Here is a 17,331-nt window from a genome sequence, read left to right on the forward strand (position 1 = left end):
TGGCGCGCCATCCAGGGAGGATTGCCTTTGCGAAGACTGCTGGCCCTGTTGCTGCTGTGGAGCACCTACAACCAGGCTGAACAGCCCGTGGTGCGTTTTTCTGTCGCCGAGAGCTGGAGCATGCCGCTGGTGCGCATCGAAGGCGACCAGCCGGTGGAAGGCATGCTGTACGACCTGATGCAGGCCTTGGCCAAGGAAGTGGGCATCCGCCCTGAATACCACGTCATGGCCCGCCTGCGCCTGCAGGAGGCGATGAACAGCGGTGATATCGATGTACGCTGCTATGTCAGCACCCAGTGGTTCAATGACCGGCCAGGGGATTTTGTCTGGAGCATTCCACTGCTGCACCAGCGAGACCTGCTGGTAGGACGCGCTGGCAATAGTACTCCGCTGCCCCCGGAGCAATTGCCTGCCCAGGCCATCGGTACGGTGCTTGGCTACACCTATTCGACCTTGCAACCGCTGCTCGCCCAGGGTCGCCTGCACCGCGAGGACAGCCGCAGCCAGTTGCTGGTACTGCAGAAGCTGCAAGCCGGGCGCTATCGGCATGCGGTAAGCAACCAGCTGTCGTTGCAGTGGTTCAACCAGGGCCTGCCCACCGAACAGCAATTGCAGGCGCTGGCAGTACTGGAAGAACAGGACCTGGGGTGCATGGTACGCAATGACCCGTCGATACCGACCCAAGGGCTGCTGCGGGCGCTGGTGCGAATGAAGCAGTCGGGGGAGATCGAGCGGATTGTGCAGCGGTATGGGGGGATGGGCAACCAAGAACCCATGTCTGTGGCTCGCCCCTGAGCCACGCATACCTGATGAAAGACAAACCCGCCCGAAAATTGCACACCCGCTGTGCGGGTTCACCCGCGAACACCGGCAAAGCCGGTGCCATCCATCGCGTCACGTTCTTCGCGGGTCAACCCGCTCCCACAGGGTTAATTGATATCCCTGCTATCTCTACTTACTCCAAGGCCGACTTCACTGGCTTCTACGCTCAACTGCCAGTGCCACAGCATCCGCCTGCCCCCAGGCAATCTGCATGGCCCGCAACCCGTGCTCCAGCAACTGCCGCGTCTCCTCGTCCTGGATACGCTCCAGCGCCCGCCGGCTGTCGCTATAGGCAAACATCAGGTAGTGGGTGACATTCATCAACGCGAACTCCATCGGCACGATGCCTTCGCTGATGGCGCGGGAAAGGGATTTACCTTGGGGAAGCTCGAAAACGTGGGGTGGATCGGGGACTAGTTTTTTCATGGGTTCACCATACCGGGCTGAGAACACCCTTTCGCTTCCACACGTAGGGCGACAGTTGTACGCGGGGTGGAAGACCAGGGGTATGGTGAGCCCGGCAGGCCGGAGGCCTCCCACGTACAACTGTCATGACGACAGCCACCACACCCCAGGCTTCCACACCCGATCGCTGAACCGACAGCGACCGCAAAAGCCTAGTGGGCGGTGATTCCCGGGACAATCAGACGGGAGTCGACGGAGTGCGTAGGATATTTCGACACCTCCTACAGAAAAAGCGGGAAATTGCCCTGACCGTTGTAGGAAGCATCCTGAAAGCAGATCGCATTATTGCTACCGATTGCTCGCCTTGAGGAATGTGTCGCCCCCTCAAGCCCTGCACCTCGCCGCTCTCACACAGCCGCAACCAAACCCGCACTCAAGAACAACCCCACGCCAAACACAAAATGCGTGGCCAGGCTCTTCAGGCAGTTGCGCGCAGGCGTCGGCGTCCTCGACGCAAAAAAACCCGCGCCCATCGCCGGCTGCATGAAGCACAAAGGCGCCACCACCGTCACCACACCAACAACCAGCGCAGGCAACAATGTCGGCGCCAGCAACCAGCCCTCCCCCACGATCATGACCAGCAGCATCGCGAACAGCACGCCGATGGCGTAATGAATCCCCCACCCCAACGCCAGCTCGTGCCGCACCGGTTCTGCCTTGGCAATTGCCTGGTGCCGCACACGCCCGTGCAGCAAATGCCCCGCCCAACGCCCGACCATGGCGAAGTTCAGCGTGGCGACACCCATCCGCCTAAGCAGCAGCCCCCACAAGTCCATCACCATCGTGGCACCGATACCAATCGGCAAGGCAGCGGAAAACATCGCAGTAAAGGTCATTGAACAAGCCCTCGAAGATTGACGGTCATCACCATGCCGCGCAGCATAGAAGTTGAAGTCAACTTCAAGTCAAGGGCCCGAAATGGACATTGCCGACCTCGCCAAACGCACAGGCGTACCCGCCTCGACGCTGCGCTACTACGAGAAGAAAGGCCTGCTCAAGTCACTCGCCGGGCCTGGCCAGCGGCGTCAGTTCGCAGCCGATGTTGCAGACCGGCTGGCGCTGATCGCCCTGGGCCAGGCTGCGGGGTTTTCGCTGGATGAAGTGGGGACGATGCTGGTGGACCTGCAAGTCGACCGGCAGATGCTGATCGCCAAGGCCGACGAACTGGATGCACGGATCAGGCGCTTGCAGGCGATGAGCAAGGGCCTGCGGCATGCGGCGCAGTGCCCTGAGGAAGATCACCTGGAATGCCCGAAATTCCAGCGGCTGATGAAGCTGTCGGCGGCAGGGCATGGGAAAAAACAGGGCAGCTCAACAGTTGCCTTTAAGCGGCCAGGATAAAACCACCATCTGGATGCATCATCATCTGAATAGAGTAATGGCAATACGATATCAATACGCCACTACTCAGTGTAGAGTTACGCGCCTCCGCGCCCAGCCGTGCGCCGAGAACAGTACTCACACTCAGGAAATGTTGCATGTCCACAATTCGAAATCTGACCGCTGCCGCACTGATAGCGCTGACCACTGGTTGTGCTACCGGCCTCAATTCGGCCCAAGAGTCGGAACTTGCCAGCTATCGCGCCAGAAACCTCGCGGTTGAAGAAAAAAGCCCAGGGCTTGCTGCCGGCCTTGGCCTGCTTCCCGGTGGCGGTTCGTTCTACGGTCGCGCATATGGCTTTGGCGTGGTGAACCTGCTGTTCTGGCCGCTTTCCATTCTGTGGGACCCGGTGAGTGGGCATGACGCTGCAGAGATGATCAACTACCAAGCCACCAAAGCCCATGTTGTAACGCTGAAAAAGCACGACATGGACGAGCTCGATGCCAAGCTGGAATCCGACTCGATCGACCTCAAGCGCTACACGCTCGACAAACGCAGAATCGATGAGAAATACAACCTGTAAGGGCATCTGCCGCACAGCGCGACGCTCGGCCTTTCCATAGTTGAAGCCATACACGATGTATGGCTTTCGTCTTGCACTACCGGCATCTCACTCAAGGATTATTAAAGTGACCTACTTCCGTGTGTTTCTGGTCTCGGTATTTATTGCCCTTTGCACAGGGTGCGCTTCGCCTGCTCAAATCTCCGGGATGTCCGTGGCATCCGACCAGACCGATGCGCAGTTTTACGATCAACGCCTGCATCGCAATATTCAGGTAACCGAAGTAAATGGCGGAGACGCCACCAACCCGCTCTGGACTTCGGAAATCGACGGCCCGGACTTTGGCGCTGCACTCAAACAATCACTTGCCAGTGCTGACCTGCTTGGCGAAGCACCTGCCGCCTACACCCTGCGCGCCAACCTGCTACGCGTCGACCAACCCATTTTTGGCCTGGACTTCGAAGTTACCTGCGAGGCTGAATATACGTTGACCGAGTCCGCTACAAACACCGTAATTTTCCGAGAGATCATCAGGACGCCCTTTACCGCTGGCGTTGGCGACTCCGTTATCGCGATCAAGCGCCTGCGCCTGGCCAATGAAGGTTCGGCACGCACAAATATCAGCACGCTGCTGAAGCGCCTGAAGGAACTCAAACTTGAGACCAGACAGGTTTCTTTGAAGTAATGAACGCCTGCTGATAGCGGCTTTCGATGCGGGTAGGACGACAGCGCCTACTCCGCTGCATCGGCGCGGTCGCGGCAGGACTGGCGGCCAAACCAGAGCGAAGTTGGGTAATGCGAGAAATCCTTGAGAATTCAAGGACCTGAAATGGAGGCGGCCCCACCAGCCACACCCCGGCACTCGATGTTCCCGCTATGGCTGCTCCCTTCCGGGCCTGACCAGGTTAACGGGTAATCAATGCGGGGGGACCGATGGGGCCACCACTACAAGGCTCGCTGAACAGCGAGTGGCGCCATTGTACCGGTCTTGGGGGCAGATACAACCTCTGGAGGAGAAAAAGTCATCATTTCTCAATGACTTGTCCGGGCCGGGTGGTCTGGGGCTGCCAATTCGCGGGTGAATCCGCTCCTACAGGGTTAACGCTGACAGCAAGACCAGCGCAGGACTTGTGGGAGCGGGCGTGTCGAGGCGTCGAACCGCCGCGAAGCAGGTAACGCGGTGGATGGCACGGGCTTCGCCCGTGTTCGCGGGCATGCCCGCTCCCACAAGGACCGCGCAAGCCACAGGGGATTGCGCAGGGCGTTAGACAGCGATGCCCTGTTCGCCCAGGAAAGTGACGAAGGCATCTTCATCAAGCACCTTCACCCCCAACTCACTGGCCTTGGCCAGCTTGGACCCCGCCCCCGGCCCCGCCACCACGCAGTGGGTCTTGCCGGAAACCGAACCGGCCACCTTGGCCCCCAGGCTTTCCAGCTTTTCCTTGGCGATGTCGCGGCTCATGCGCTCCAGGGTGCCGGTCAGCACCCAGGTCTGGCCGGCCAGCGGCAAGCCTTCGGCCACTTTCTTCTCGCTGCTCCAGTGCATGCCGAACGCCAGCAACTGTGCCTCGATGTCCCGGGCCAGCTTCTGGTTGGCTTCATCCTTGAAGAACTCGCGCACGGCTTCGGCCTGCTTGGCCGCCAGGGCCTGGCGCAGGTCGATACCGTCGGCGGCGATGATCTTGTCCAGGCTGTCTAGCTTGGCAACCAGCTTCTCGGCACCGGTCGGGCCAACCGAGGCGATGTCGAGCTTGGCGATCATGCCGGCCAGGGTGGTGCTGGCGGCGAACTCGGCAGCCAGCTCGCCTTCGTCCTGCAGTTGCATGCCGCTGTCGAGCAACTGCTTGATGACCTTGCGGTTGTGCTCGTCCTCGAAGAAGTTGTGGATCTCGTACGCCACCTCCAGGCCGATGTCCGGCAGGTAGGTGAGCACTTGCGGCAGCGCTTGCTGCACGCGCGCCAGGCTGCCCAGCGAACGGGCCAGCACCTTGGCCGTCTCCTCGCCTACGTCCGGGATACCCAGGGCGTAGATGAAGCGCGCCAGGCCCGGGCGCTTGCTGGCTTCGATGGCATCCAGCAGCTTCTTGCTGGACACTTCGGCAAAGCCTTCCAGGCCGACGATCTGGTCGAATTCCAGCTTGTACAGGTCGGCCGGCGAGCCGATCAGGCCTTCGTCCACCAGTTGCTCGACGCTCTTCTCGCCCAGGCCTTCGATGTCCATGGCGCGGCGCGACACGTAGTGGATGATTGCCTGCTTGAGCTGGGCGCCACAGGCCAGGCGACCGACGCAGCGGTACACCGCCCCCTCGCTGGTGGTTTCCTTGCCCTTGCTACGCTTGACCAACTGGGTACGCTCGACCTGCGAGCCGCATACCGGGCACTCACTCGGCACCTGCACCGGGCGCGCATCTTCCGGGCGGCGCTCCAGCACCACCTGCATCACCTGCGGAATCACGTCACCGGCGCGGCGGATGATCACCGTGTCGCCAACGCGCAGGCCCAGGCGGGCGATTTCGTCCATGTTGTGCAGGGTAGCGTTGGACACGGTCACACCGGCCACCTTGACCGGTTTCAGGCGTGCCACGGGCGTTACCGCGCCGGTGCGGCCGACCTGAAACTCGACATCCAGCACCTCGGTCAGCTCCTCCATGGCCGGGAACTTGTGGGCAATCGCCCAGCGCGGCTCACGGGCGCGGAAGCCCAGTTCACGCTGGGCGGCCAGGCTGTTGACCTTGAACACTACGCCGTCGATTTCGTAGGGCAGGCTGTTGCGTCGCTCGCCGATGTCGCGGTAGTAGGCCAGGCATTCTTCGATGCCGGCGGCATGCCTGAGTTCGCGGCTGATCGGCAGCCCCCAGGCCTTGAGCTGTTCGAGGATGCCGATGTGGCTGTCGCCGATGCTCGCGGACACCTGGCCGACGCCATAGCAGCAGAACTCCAACGGGCGGCTGGCGGTGATTTTCGGGTCCAGCTGACGCAGGCTGCCGGCGGCGGCGTTGCGCGGGTTGGCGAAGGTCTTGCCGCCGGCTTCAGCCTGGGCGGCGTTGAGACGGTCGAAACCGGCCTTGCTCATGTACACCTCGCCGCGCACCTCCAGCACCGCAGGCCATCCCTCGCCTTGCAGCCTGAGCGGGATGTTGCGCACGGTGCGTACGTTGGCACTGATGTCTTCGCCGGTGGTGCCGTCGCCACGGGTGGCGCCCTGTACGAGCAGACCGTCGCGGTACAGCAAGCTCACGGCCAGGCCGTCAAGCTTGGGCTCGCAGCTGTAGTCGACCGCACCGGGCTGGTCGAGGCCGTCTACCACGCGGCGGCCGAACTCACGCAGGTCGGCTTCTTCAAACGCGTTGCCGAGGCTGAGCATGGGCACTTCGTGGCGGACCTGGCTGAACGCGGCCAGGGCTGCGCCACCGACACGCTGGGTGGGCGAGTCAGGGGTTACCAGGTGCGGGTATTCGGCTTCAAGCGCCTTGAGCTCGTTGAACAGGCGGTCGTATTCGGCATCGGGCACGCTTGGCTCATCGAGCACGTAGTAGCGGTAGTTGTGCTGGTCGAGCTCGGCACGCAGTTCGTGGATACGGGTTTCGGCGGTCATGGGATCTGTCTTCTCTTGCAAAGCAAAAGAGCAGCCTGGGGTGGTGCCGGGGGTTTGAGGTATTTATTGCCTGTGCCGGCCTCTTCGCGGGTAAACCCGCTCCTACAGGGACACCACAAACCTCAAGGGCTGTGGTGTCCCTGTAGGAGCGGGTTTACCCGCGAAGGGGCCGGAACAGGCGATAACAACACCCGAACCGACCAGCACGCCCTGAGGCTGCTCTTTCGTCTGGATCTGTCAGCGCTTCTGGGTCAGCGCACGGCGCTCGAACTCGACGATGCGCTGGCGATAGTGCTCGATGGTCTGGGCGGTCAGCACGCTGCGCTGGTCGTCCTTGAGCTCACCGTTCAGTTCGTGCGCCAGCTTGCGCGCCGCAGCCACCATCACGTCGAAGGCCTGCTTCGGATGACGCGGGCCCGGCAGGCCGAGGAAGAAGCTCACCGCGCGGGTGCTGAAGTGGTCGATGTCGTCCAGGTCGAACACGCCGGGCTTGACGGCGTTGGCCATGGAGAACAGCACCTCGCCGTGACCGGCCATGCTCTCGTGACGGTGGAAGATGTCCATTTCGCCGAAACGCAGGCCGCTTTCCAGAATGTTCTGCAGCAGCGCCGGGCCCTTGAAGCCACCCTCGTCGCGGGAGATGACGCTGATCACCAGCACTTCCTCGGCCGGCGGCAGCTCCTTGACGCTGCTGCTGGCAGGCGCCGCACCGTTGCTGCGGGTATTTTCTGCGGCAAAGTCATCATCGCTGTCGGCAAACAGGTCGGGCTCGCGTGGCTCGGCGCTGAGGTTCAGGTCGCCCTGCTGTGCATCCGCAGCAGCGGTGGCGCGCTTGCCGCGCTTGGCAGCCTTGGCCGGCTTGGGCTCGCGCTCGCGATCACGCGCAGAAGCACTGAGCGACGGCAGGTCGCTTTCGTCCAGCTCAGGCTCCTTGTGGGTATCCAGCACCCTCGACGGGCCAAGCACTTCGGCATTGCCCTCTTCGTCCGGCAGGTTGGAATAACTGCGATCCAGACGGAATTTCAACTTGCCTTTCCCGCCGCGCATGCGGCGCCAGCCGTCGAAAAGAATCCCGGCAATGACAATGATGCCGATGACGATCAGCCACTCGCGCAGACCGATTTCCATGTAATCCCGTGCCTCTATAAAAATATGCTTGAAAACAAAGGGTTCAAAGCCCTTTAACACGTGGCGCCAACTCTATGTTCTGACAGGCGTTTTACCCACGCAAAAAACGAGTGACATTAAGCTAGCACGACCAAAGACAACTTTACACCGTCTGTCGCACATGGCGGGGGCATTTCGCTACGGAATATGCCCTTATCGTCGAGCATCAGGCATCGACCATGGCCATGGCCTCCTCCACATCGACGGCAACCAGACGTGAACAGCCCGGTTCATGCATGGTCACCCCCATCAATTGATCCGCCATCTCCATGGCAATCTTGTTATGGGTGATGTAGATGAACTGCACGCTTTCACTCATTTCCTTGACCAGGCGGGCGTAGCGCCCGACGTTGGCATCGTCCAGCGGCGCGTCGACTTCGTCGAGCATGCAGAACGGTGCGGGGTTCAACTTGAAGATGGCAAACACCAGCGCCAATGCGGTCAGTGCTTTCTCGCCGCCGGACAGCAGATGGATGGTGCTGTTCTTCTTGCCCGGTGGTCGCGCCATGATCGTTACCCCTGTATCGAGTAGATCTTCGCCCGTCAGTTCCAGATAAGCGCTGCCACCACCGAAAACTTTTGGGAAAAGTGCCTGTAATCCGGCATTTATCTGATCAAAGGTATCCTTGAAGCGGTTGCGGGTTTCCTTGTCGATCTTGCGAATGACGTTTTCCAGGGTCTCCAGGGCTTCGACCAGGTCGGCGTCCTGGGCGTCCAGGTAGCGCTTGCGCTCGGACTGCTGCTCGTACTCTTCGATGGCCGCCAGGTTGATCGCCCCCAGGCGCTGGATACGCGCCTCGAGCTGCTCCAGCTCCTGTTCGGTACCCTGCTCGCTGGCCTCGGCCTCGAGAGTGGCGAGCACACCTTGCAGGTCGTAGCCGTCGGCCAGCAACTGCTCCTGCAAGGTCTTGCGCCGCACATCCAGGCCCTGGCACTCCAGGCGCAGCTGCTCCAGCTGGCCACGCAGCAATTGGGCCTGCTGCTCGGCCTGGGTACGACGCTTTTCGGCGTCACGCAGTTCGCGGTCGGCTTCGTCCATGTGCAGGCGGGCCTGGCGCATTTCCTCGTCGACGCTCATGCGCCGCTCCAGCAGCTCTTCCAGCTTCAGGCGCAGTTCTTCCTGCGGGGCCTCGCCCTCTTCCAGGTTCAGGCTCAGTTGCTCCTGGCGCTCGATCAGGCGCGCGGCCTGCTGCTCCAGGCGCTCCAGTGCCTGCCGGGTGGAGTCGTGCTGGGCACGCAGCGAGCCCAGGCGGACAGCCAGCTGGTGGGCGTGATCCTTGTGCTGACGGGCCTCCTGGCGCACCCGATCGAGGCTTTCGCGCAAAGTGTCGCGGCGGGCCATCAACTGCTCGCGCTGCTCGGTGTCCTGGGCCATCAGCTCCAGGGCCTCCTGCAGCAGCAGGCGGGCTTCGCCCAGTTGCTCATGTTCCAGAGCGCGCTGCTCTTCCAGTTCGGCCAGCTCTTCCTGCAGGCGCCGGCGGCGCAGTTCGACCTGCTCGGCACGTGCGCGGCCAGCCGACAGGTTGGCCTTCAGTTCGCCATGCAGGCGGCTTTCTTCCTGGGTGCGACGGCGCAGTTGTTCACGCTGTTCTTCAAGGTCCAGCTGCTGCTCGCGCAGGGCCTGCAGTTGCTGTTCCAACTGCTCCAGCGCCGCATCCTGCTCCAGCTGCTCCTGGCCGAGGCGCTCGATCTCCTGGCCGCGTGCCAGCACGCCGCCTTCGGCTTCGCCGCCACGGCGCACCCGCAGGAAGTGTCGGCCGACCCAGTAGCCATCGCGGCTGACCAGGCTCTGGCCTTCGCCGAGCGAGGCGCGCTGCGCCAGTGCCTGGGCAAGGTTTTCCGCGGGTTTGACGTGGCCCAGCCAGGGCGCCAGGTCGACGCGGCCTTCGACCTTTTCCAGCAGGCTGCCAGGCAGCGACGAGCCGGTACCGCTTGCCAGCAGCAAGCGCAACTCGCCCTGCTCCAGGCCGGCAAAATCCAGGTTACTGAAGTCGTCCACCAGTACAGCCTGCAGGTCGGCGCCAAGCACGGTTTCTACCGCAAGCTCCCAGCCCGGCTCAACCCGCAACCCTTCAGCCAGCCGCGGCCGTTGCTCCAGGCCTTGGTCCTGCAGCCAGTCCGCAGCACCTGCACCCGGCTCAAGGGCCGCCTGCTGCAAGGCTTCGAGCGAGGCAAGGCGGCCACCCAGGCGTTGCAGGTCGCCCTGCGCCTGCTGTTGAGCCTGGGTAGCCTGCCGCAGTTGTTCACGCGCGCCTTCCAGGCGCTCGACCATCTGCTCTTCGGCCAACTGCAACTCTTCCAGCAACATTTCGCTACTGGCCAGCTGCTCGGCCAGTTCGAGCATGGCCGCATCCTGCGGGTCGCTGCCCAGCAGCTCGCGCTCCTCGCCCAGCTTACGTTGACGCTCGGCCTGGCGTTCCAGGCTGGCTTCCAGCTGCTGCAGACGCGCCTGCTGCACTTCGGCCTGGCGGCGCGGCTCGGCGGAACGGCTGTTGAAGCTGTCCCACTGTTCCTGCCAGCCGTGCATGCCCAGCTCGGCCTCTTCAAGGGCAGCAGCGGCTTCTTCGGCAGCGGCCAAGGTCATTTCCTGCTCGGGTTCGAGCATTGCCAGCTCTTCGCCCAAGGTAGCCAGCAGGGTGCGGTCGTGCCCGAGGTGCGACTCGGTTTCCAGGCGCGTGCGCTCGGCTTCCTTGAAGTCATCCTGCAACTGGCGCAGGCGCTGCTGGCCGTGCTGGATGCTCTGCTCGACCCGGGCGATGTCACCGGCCACCGAGTAGAAGCGGCCCTGCACCTGGTTGAAGCGTTCGGACAATTCGTGATGGCCATCGCGCAGGCGCTCGATGCTGGCATCGGCATTGCGCTGCTCGGCCACCAGCGCCTCATGGGACACATCCTGGTCGCCGATCACCGCCTCGCGCTGGCGCACCCGTTCGTCCAGATCACGCCAGCGCAAGGCCGACAGGCGCGCCTTCAACTGGCGTTCCTGGGCTTTGTATTCCCGGTACTTCTCGGCCGCCTGGGCCTGGCGGTGCAGGCGCTCCAGCTGGCGTTCCAGCTCTTCGCGCAGGTCGGTCAGGCGCGCCAGGTTTTCCTGGGTGCGGCGGATGCGGCTCTCGGTTTCCCGGCGGCGTTCCTTGTACTTGGAAATACCGGCGGCTTCCTCGATGAAGTTGCGCAGCTCCTCGGGCTTGGCCTCGATCAGCTTGGAGATCATGCCTTGCTCGATGATCGAGTAGCTGCGCGGCCCCAGGCCGGTGCCGAGGAAGATGTCGGTGATATCGCGCCGGCGGCACTTGGTACCGTTGAGGTAGTAGCTGTTCTGCCCGTCGCGGGTGACCTTGCGGCGGATCGAGATCTCGGCGTAGGCGGCGTATTCGCCGACCAGGGTGGTTTCGCTGTTGTCGAACACCAGCTCGATGCTGGCCTGGCTGACCGGCTTGCGGCCACTGGAGCCGTTGAAGATGACATCGGTCATCGACTCGCCGCGCAGGTTCTTCGCCGAACTCTCGCCCATCACCCAGCGCACGGCATCGATGATGTTGGACTTGCCACAGCCGTTGGGGCCGACCACGGCCGCCATGTTGCTGGGGAAATTGACCGTGGTGGGGTCGACGAACGACTTGAACCCGGCCAGGCGAATGCACTTCAGGCGCATCGGTCAGCCTCGGGCCAACGCCGCCAGCACCAGTTCGCAGCTGCGCTGGCCATAGGCGGTGAGCACCTCGCGAATGCGCGGCAGGTCACGGGCGATCACGGCGTCGAGCAGGCGGGCGAACAGGTCCAGATAGTCGATCATGCTGGCCTGGCGCTGGTCCAGCGACAGGTAGTAGGCACGGCTCATCGCCGGCTGCAGGTTTTCCACGGTTTCCTGCAGGAACGGGTTGTCGGCGAACGGGTAGGCCGCCCGCATGACTGCGAAGCTGTCGGCGACGAAGGCCTTGATGTCCAGCTGGTCATGGGCTCGCTGCAGGCGCTGCTGGATCTCCAGGAACGGGCGCAGGTCGGCATCGGTGCGCCATTTTTGCGCAACCGCGTTACCCAGCAGGATGTAGAACTCGCCCATCAGTGCGCACAGGCTGCGCACACTGCGCTCGTCGAGCTCGGTCACATGGGCACCCCGGCGCGGCAGGATCGCCACCAGGTGGCGGCGTTCGAGGATCAGCAGCGCCTCGCGCACCGAGCCGCGGCTGACGTTGAGTGCCTGGGTGACCTTCTGCTCCTGGATACGCTCGCCTGGCGCCAGCTCGCCACGGATGATGCGTTCGGCCAGGTAATCGGCAATCTGCTCGGAGAGGCTGTCCGGGGCCTTGAACGTCATGGTTTTCCTTCAAAATCATTGAACTGGGCACAAGGAGCGGATTGTAGCGTACTTGGCCGCTGATCGCGCAGAGGGGCCTGGCGGTTTATTTGACCTGCAAGGCAACCACACGCCCGGCGCGATCTATGCTTGGAATATGGGCAATGTGTGCGGCCGGGCTTGGACATGAGCAATTTCTTGACCTTTGAGTCAGAAAAATATTGACCAGCTGGACAGCTCTTGCTTAGAGTCCGCCCAACAACAATAAAACCATTGCGAGGCCATCCCCGTGATCCAGTTTCTCGTAAACCAGGAGCTGCGTAGTGAGCATGCCCTGGACCCGAACATGACGGTGCTGCAGTACCTGCGCGAGCACCTGGGCAAACCTGGCACCAAGGAGGGCTGCGCCAGTGGTGACTGCGGTGCCTGCACAGTGGTGGTCGGCGAACTGACCCAGGACGACCAGGGCAACGACAGCATCCGCTACCGTAGCCTCAACTCGTGCCTGACCTTCGTCTCGTCGCTGCACGGCAAGCAACTGATCAGCGTCGAGGGTCTCAAGCACCAGGGCCAGCTGCACAGCGTGCAACAGGCCATGGCCGATTGCCATGGCTCGCAGTGCGGCTTCTGTACACCCGGCTTCGTCATGTCGCTGTTCGCCCTGCAGAAGAACAGCAGCGGCCCCGACCTGCACCAGGCCCAGGAAGCCCTGGCCGGCAACCTGTGCCGCTGCACCGGCTACCGGCCGATCCTCGACGCCGCCGAGCAGAGCTGCCGCCAGCCCTGCCGCGACCAGTTCGATGCCCAGCAGGCACAGACCATCAGCCGCCTCAAGGCCATTGCCCCAACCCAGACCGGCGAACTGAACAGTGGCGACAAGCGCTGCCTGGTACCACTGACCGTGGCCGACCTGGCCGACCTGTACAGCTCGCACCCCGAAGCGCGGCTGCTGGCCGGCGGTACCGACCTGGCACTGGAAGTCACCCAGTTCCACAAGACCTTGCCGGTGATGATCTACGTCGGCCATGTGGCCGAGCTCAAGCGCATCGAGAAAACCGCCAGCCATCTGGAAATCGGCGCCGCCACACCGCTCACCGACTGCTACGGTGCGCTGAACGAGGAATACCCGGACTTCGGTGCCCTGCTGCACCGCTTCGCCTCGCTGCAGATCCGCAACCAGGGCACCCTGGGCGGCAATATCGGCAACGCTTCGCCAATCGGTGACTCGCCACCCCTGCTGATTGCCCTGGATGCACAGATCGTCCTGCGCCAGGGCGATCGCCAGCGGGTGATGCCACTGGAAGACTACTTCATCGACTACCGCATCACCGCCCGCCAGGACAGCGAGTTCATCGAGAAGATCATCGTGCCGCGCGCCACCAGCGATTGGGCGTTCCGCGCCTATAAAGTGTCCAAACGCCTGGACGATGACATTTCTGCCGTATGCGGCGCCTTCAACCTGAGCATCGAAGACGGCGTGGTCAGCGGTGTGCGCATCGCCTTCGGCGGCATGGCGGCGATCCCCAAACGGGCCCGTGCCTGCGAAGCGGCGCTGCGCGGCAAGCCGTGGAACCAGGCTGCCATCGAGCGCGCCTGCCAGGCCCTGGCGGAAGACTTCACCCCGCTCAGCGACTTCCGCGCCAGCAAGGAATACCGCCTGCTGACCGCCCAGAACCTGCTGCGCAAGTACTTCATCGAACAGCAAACGCCGTACATCGAAACCCGGGTGACCGCTTATGTCTAACCATCACGTAGCCAAGAGCCAGGCCGAGATGGCCGAACTGTTCAGCCAGGACCTGACCACCGGGGTCGGCCGCAGCGTCAAGCACGACAGCGCCGACAAGCATGTGTCCGGCGAGGCCGTGTACATCGACGACCGCCTGGAATTCCCCAACCAGCTGCACGTCTATGCGCGCACCGCCGACCGCGCCCACGCGCGCATCCTGCGCATCGACACCACGCCGTGCTATGCCTTCGAGGGCGTGCGCATCGCCATCACCCACGAAGACATCCCCGGCCTCAAGGACATTGGCCCGGTGGTAGCCGGCGACCCGCTGCTGGCCATCGACAAGGTCGAGTTCTTCGGCCAGCCGGTGCTCGCCGTGGCCGCCCGCGACCTCGATACCGCGCGCCGTGCGGCCATGGCCGCCATCGTCGAGTATGAAGACCTGGAGCCGGTGCTGGATGTGGTCGAAGCACTGCGCAAGAAGCACTTCGTGCTCGACAGCCACACCCACCAGCGTGGCGATTCCGCCGCTGCCCTGGCCAGTGCACCGCACCGCATCCAGGGCACCCTGCACATCGGTGGCCAGGAGCACTTCTACCTGGAAACGCAGATTTCCTCGGTGATGCCCACCGAAGACGGCGGCATGATCGTCTACTGCTCAACGCAAAACCCCACCGAAGTGCAGAAACTGGTCGCCGAAGTACTCGACGTGCCAATGAACAAGGTGGTGCTGGACATGCGCCGCATGGGTGGCGGTTTTGGTGGCAAGGAAACCCAGGCCGCCAGCCCGGCGTGCCTGTGCGCCGTGGTGGCGCGCCTGACCGGCCAGCCGACCAAGATGCGCCTGCCACGGGTCGAAGACATGACCATGACCGGCAAACGCCACCCGTTCTACGTCGAGTACGACGTGGGCTTCGACGACGACGGGCGCCTGCACGGCATCAACTTCGACCTGGCCGGCAACTGCGGCTACTCGCCCGACCTGTCCGGTTCGATCGTCGACCGCGCCATGTTCCACTCCGACAATGCCTACTACCTGGGCGATGCCACCGTGCACGGCCACCGCTGCAAGACCAACACAGCCTCCAACACCGCCTATCGCGGCTTTGGCGGCCCGCAAGGGATGGTCGCCATCGAGCAGGTGATGGACCACATCGCTCGCCACCTGGGCCGCGACCCGCTGGCGGTGCGCAAGGCCAACTACTACGGCAAGACCGAGCGCAACGTCACCCACTACTACCAGACCGTCGAGCACAACATGCTCGAAGAGATGACCGCCGAACTGGAAGCCAGCAGTGACTATGCCGAGCGCCGCGAGTCGATCCGCCGCTTCAACGCCAACAGCCCGGTCCTGAAGAAGGGCCTGGCACTGACACCGGTCAAGTTCGGTATTTCGTTCACCGCCACCTTCCTCAACCAGGCCGGTGCGCTGATTCATATCTACACCGACGGCAGTATCCACCTGAACCATGGCGGCACCGAGATGGGCCAGGGCCTGAACACCAAGGTGGCCCAGGTGGTGGCACAGATCTTCCAGGTCGATTTCAGCCGTATCCAGATCACCGCCACCAATACTGACAAGGTGCCCAACACCTCACCGACCGCTGCCTCCAGTGGTGCCGACCTGAACGGCAAGGCAGCGCAGAACGCTGCGGAGATCCTCAAAAAGCGCCTGACCGAGTTCGCCGCACGGCACTACCAGGTGACCGAGGAAGACGTCGAGTTCCGCAACGGCCATGTGCGCGTGCGCGACCAGATCGTCAGCTTCGAGCAGCTGGTGCAGCAGGCCTATTTTGCCCAAGTGTCGCTGTCCAGCACCGGTTTCTACCGCACGCCAAAGATCTACTACGACCGCAGCCAGGCACGTGGCCGGCCGTTCTACTACTTCGCCTTCGGCGCCGCCTGCGTGGAGGTGGTCGTCGACACCCTGACCGGCGAATACAAGATGCTGCGCGCCGACATCCTGCACGATGTGGGTGATTCGCTGAACCCGGCCATCGACATCGGCCAGGTGGAAGGCGGCTTCATCCAGGGCATGGGCTGGCTGACCACCGAAGAACTGGTGTGGAACGCCAAGGGCAAGCTGATGACCAACGGCCCGGCCAGCTACAAGATCCCGGCAGTGGCCGACATGCCGCTGGACTTGCGGGTAAAGCTGGTGGAAAACCGCAAGAACCCTGAGGACACCGTGTTCCACTCCAAGGCCGTGGGCGAACCGCCGTTCATGCTCGGCATCGCCGCCTGGTGCGCGATCAAGGACGCCGTGGCCAGCATCGCCGACTACCGCGTGCAGCCACAGGTGGATGCACCGGCGACGCCGGAGCGGGTGTTGTGGGGTTGCGAGCAGATGCGCAAGGCAGTGGCTGCAGCGCAACCTGCCGAGCCGGAGCTGGAAACCGTGTCTCACTGACAATCCAGGGCCCTGTGGGAGCGGGTTTACCCGCGAATGCGATAGTGGTTTGACCGCCGCATTCGCGGGTGAACCCGCTCCCACAGGGATCGCGACGCGACTATAGAGAGGTTGCATCATGCACCAATGGATCAACGCCCTCGCCGACCATCAGTCCCGTGGCGAAGCCTGCGTGCTGGTTACCATCATCGAGGAGCGCGGCTCGACCCCGCGCAATGCCGGCTCGAAAATGGTCGTCAGCGCCAGCGGCCTGTTCGACACCATCGGCGGCGGCCACCTGGAATACAAGGCCCTGCACATCGCCCGGCAAATGCTCGAAGAGCACCGCACCACCCCGCATCTGGAGCGCTTCAGCCTCGGTGCCAGCCTTGGCCAGTGCTGCGGCGGCGTCACCGTGCTGCTGTTCGAACCCATGGCCGCGGTGCAGGCGCAGATCGCGGTGTTCGGCGCGGGCCATGTCGGCCGGGCTCTGGTACCCTTGCTCGCCGCGCTGCCCTGCCGGGTGCGCTGGATCGATTCGCGCGAGCAGGAATTCCCTGCCCTGATCCCCGACGGGGTGACCAAGGTGGTCAGCGAGGATCCGGTCGACGAAGTGGCAGACCTGCCGCCAGGCTGCTACTGCATCGTCATGACCCACAACCACCAGCTCGACCTGGAATTGACCGCCGCCATTCTCAAGCGCAACGACTTCACCTGGTTCGGCCTGATCGGCTCGAAGACCAAACGGGTCAAGTTCGAACACCGCCTGCGCGAGCGCGGCTATGACGAGGCCGTGATGGCGCGCATGCGCTGCCCGATGGGCCTGGCCGAGGTCAAGGGCAAGCTGCCCATCGAGATCGCCGTGTCCATCGCTGGTGAAATCATCGCCACCTACAACGCCTGCTTCGGCCAGCACGACGCTGCCGCCAATGCTGGCCCCATTGCCCAGTTGCTGCCGCCCTCCCGGCGCAGCCAAGCCATTTGACG

13 protein-coding genes and 1 other RNA gene are annotated in these 17,331 nt (G+C 63.2%); 7 read left to right on the plus strand and 7 right to left on the minus strand.

What is annotated here, in order from left to right; translation table 11 throughout:
• Window positions 1-27 precede the first annotated feature (27 nt).
• Window positions 28-795: a substrate-binding periplasmic protein gene (locus RR51_RS19540; RefSeq protein WP_039614432.1), complete on the plus strand. Its 768-nt coding sequence runs from the start codon at window positions 28-30 to the stop codon at window positions 793-795.
• A gap of 177 nt (window positions 796-972) precedes the next feature.
• On the opposite strand, the gene RR51_RS19545 is transcribed toward RR51_RS19540, so the two are convergent.
• Together RR51_RS19545 and RR51_RS19550 are read right to left on the minus strand one after the other, a co-directional pair.
• Window positions 973-1,248, minus strand: coding sequence for a hypothetical protein (locus RR51_RS19545; protein WP_013973508.1), 276 nt, complete (start codon window positions 1,246-1,248; stop codon window positions 973-975).
• A gap of 386 nt (window positions 1,249-1,634) precedes the next feature.
• Window positions 1,635-2,123 (minus strand): DUF2938 domain-containing protein, encoded by a 489-nt coding sequence (locus tag RR51_RS19550; RefSeq protein ID WP_039614433.1) that lies wholly within the window; start codon window positions 2,121-2,123, stop codon window positions 1,635-1,637.
• A gap of 82 nt (window positions 2,124-2,205) precedes the next feature.
• Between RR51_RS19550 and RR51_RS19555 the strand changes: the two genes are divergently transcribed.
• The 3 genes from RR51_RS19555 (at window position 2,206) to RR51_RS19565 (ending at window position 3,855) form a co-directional block, all read left to right on the plus strand.
• The gene (locus RR51_RS19555) at window positions 2,206-2,628 is read left to right on the plus strand and encodes a helix-turn-helix domain-containing protein (RefSeq protein WP_039614434.1); all 423 of its coding nucleotides are present in this window, start codon (window positions 2,206-2,208) and stop codon (window positions 2,626-2,628) included.
• Between the two features lie 137 nt (window positions 2,629-2,765).
• A complete protein-coding gene (locus RR51_RS19560) occupies window positions 2,766-3,191 on the plus strand; it encodes a hypothetical protein (RefSeq protein WP_039614435.1) in 426 nt (141 codons plus the stop codon).
• Between the two features lie 106 nt (window positions 3,192-3,297).
• On the plus strand, window positions 3,298-3,855 hold the full coding sequence (locus tag RR51_RS19565; RefSeq protein WP_236693282.1) for a hypothetical protein: 558 nt from the start codon (window positions 3,298-3,300) through the stop codon (window positions 3,853-3,855).
• Between the two features lie 154 nt (window positions 3,856-4,009).
• On the opposite strand, the gene ffs is transcribed toward RR51_RS19565, so the two are convergent.
• The 5 genes from ffs to RR51_RS19585 all read right to left on the minus strand — a co-directional run bounded on the left by ffs (window position 4,010) and on the right by RR51_RS19585 (window position 12,250).
• An RNA gene (gene ffs / locus RR51_RS28690) (signal recognition particle sRNA small type) lies at window positions 4,010-4,106 on the minus strand.
• Between the two features lie 328 nt (window positions 4,107-4,434).
• Entirely contained in the window at window positions 4,435-6,765 is a 2,331-nt protein-coding gene (gene ligA, locus RR51_RS19570) for an NAD-dependent DNA ligase LigA (protein ID WP_039614437.1), read from the minus strand.
• Between the two features lie 237 nt (window positions 6,766-7,002).
• Complete coding sequence (gene zipA / locus RR51_RS19575) at window positions 7,003-7,893, minus strand: cell division protein ZipA (protein ID WP_015271153.1); 891 nt, start codon at window positions 7,891-7,893, stop codon at window positions 7,003-7,005.
• Window positions 7,894-8,098: 205 nt separating this feature from the next.
• Window positions 8,099-11,587, minus strand: a complete 3,489-nt coding sequence (gene smc / locus RR51_RS19580) for a chromosome segregation protein SMC (RefSeq protein ID WP_039614438.1) — start codon at window positions 11,585-11,587, stop codon at window positions 8,099-8,101.
• 3 nt (window positions 11,588-11,590) lie between these two features.
• Window positions 11,591-12,250 carry a GntR family transcriptional regulator gene (locus tag RR51_RS19585; RefSeq protein WP_013973522.1) on the minus strand — a complete coding sequence of 220 codons (660 nt, stop codon included), beginning with the start codon at window positions 12,248-12,250 and terminating at the stop codon, window positions 11,591-11,593.
• Between the two features lie 268 nt (window positions 12,251-12,518).
• On the opposite strand from RR51_RS19585, the gene xdhA reads away from it, so the two are divergent.
• From xdhA to xdhC, 3 genes are all read left to right on the plus strand, one after another.
• On the plus strand, window positions 12,519-13,973 hold the full coding sequence (gene xdhA, locus RR51_RS19590; RefSeq protein WP_015271156.1) for a xanthine dehydrogenase small subunit: 1,455 nt from the start codon (window positions 12,519-12,521) through the stop codon (window positions 13,971-13,973).
• A complete protein-coding gene (gene xdhB / locus RR51_RS19595) occupies window positions 13,966-16,365 on the plus strand; it encodes a xanthine dehydrogenase molybdopterin binding subunit (protein ID WP_039614439.1) in 2,400 nt (799 codons plus the stop codon). Before xdhA ends, xdhB begins: the two co-directional genes overlap by 8 nt.
• Window positions 16,366-16,483: 118 nt before the next feature.
• Window positions 16,484-17,329, plus strand: coding sequence for a xanthine dehydrogenase accessory protein XdhC (gene xdhC, locus RR51_RS19600; RefSeq protein ID WP_039614440.1), 846 nt, complete (start codon window positions 16,484-16,486; stop codon window positions 17,327-17,329).
• The last annotated feature ends 2 nt before the right edge of the window (window positions 17,330-17,331 follow it).

This window comes from Pseudomonas sp. C5pp, from assembly GCF_000814065.1.
Taxonomy (GTDB): domain Bacteria; phylum Pseudomonadota; class Gammaproteobacteria; order Pseudomonadales; family Pseudomonadaceae; genus Aquipseudomonas; species Aquipseudomonas asiatica.

Excerpts from the sequence above, each read along its gene's own strand:
- RR51_RS19545 (WP_013973508.1), bottom strand. The coding sequence starts at position 1,248 with ATGAAAAAACTAGTCCCCGATCCACCCCACGTTTTCGAGCTTCCCCAA.
- RR51_RS19550 (WP_039614433.1), bottom strand. The coding sequence starts at position 2,123 with ATGACCTTTACTGCGATGTTTTCCGCTGCCTTGCCGATTGGTATCGGT.
- RR51_RS19555 (WP_039614434.1), top strand. The coding sequence starts at position 2,206 with ATGGACATTGCCGACCTCGCCAAACGCACAGGCGTACCCGCCTCGACG.
- RR51_RS19560 (WP_039614435.1), top strand. The coding sequence starts at position 2,766 with ATGTCCACAATTCGAAATCTGACCGCTGCCGCACTGATAGCGCTGACC.
- ligA (WP_039614437.1), bottom strand. The coding sequence starts at position 6,765 with ATGACCGCCGAAACCCGTATCCACGAACTGCGTGCCGAGCTCGACCAG.
- zipA (WP_015271153.1), bottom strand. The coding sequence starts at position 7,893 with ATGGAAATCGGTCTGCGCGAGTGGCTGATCGTCATCGGCATCATTGTC.
- smc (WP_039614438.1), bottom strand. The coding sequence starts at position 11,587 with ATGCGCCTGAAGTGCATTCGCCTGGCCGGGTTCAAGTCGTTCGTCGAC.
- RR51_RS19585 (WP_013973522.1), bottom strand. The coding sequence starts at position 12,250 with ATGACGTTCAAGGCCCCGGACAGCCTCTCCGAGCAGATTGCCGATTAC.
- xdhB (WP_039614439.1), top strand. The coding sequence starts at position 13,966 with ATGTCTAACCATCACGTAGCCAAGAGCCAGGCCGAGATGGCCGAACTG.
- xdhC (WP_039614440.1), top strand. The coding sequence starts at position 16,484 with ATGCACCAATGGATCAACGCCCTCGCCGACCATCAGTCCCGTGGCGAA.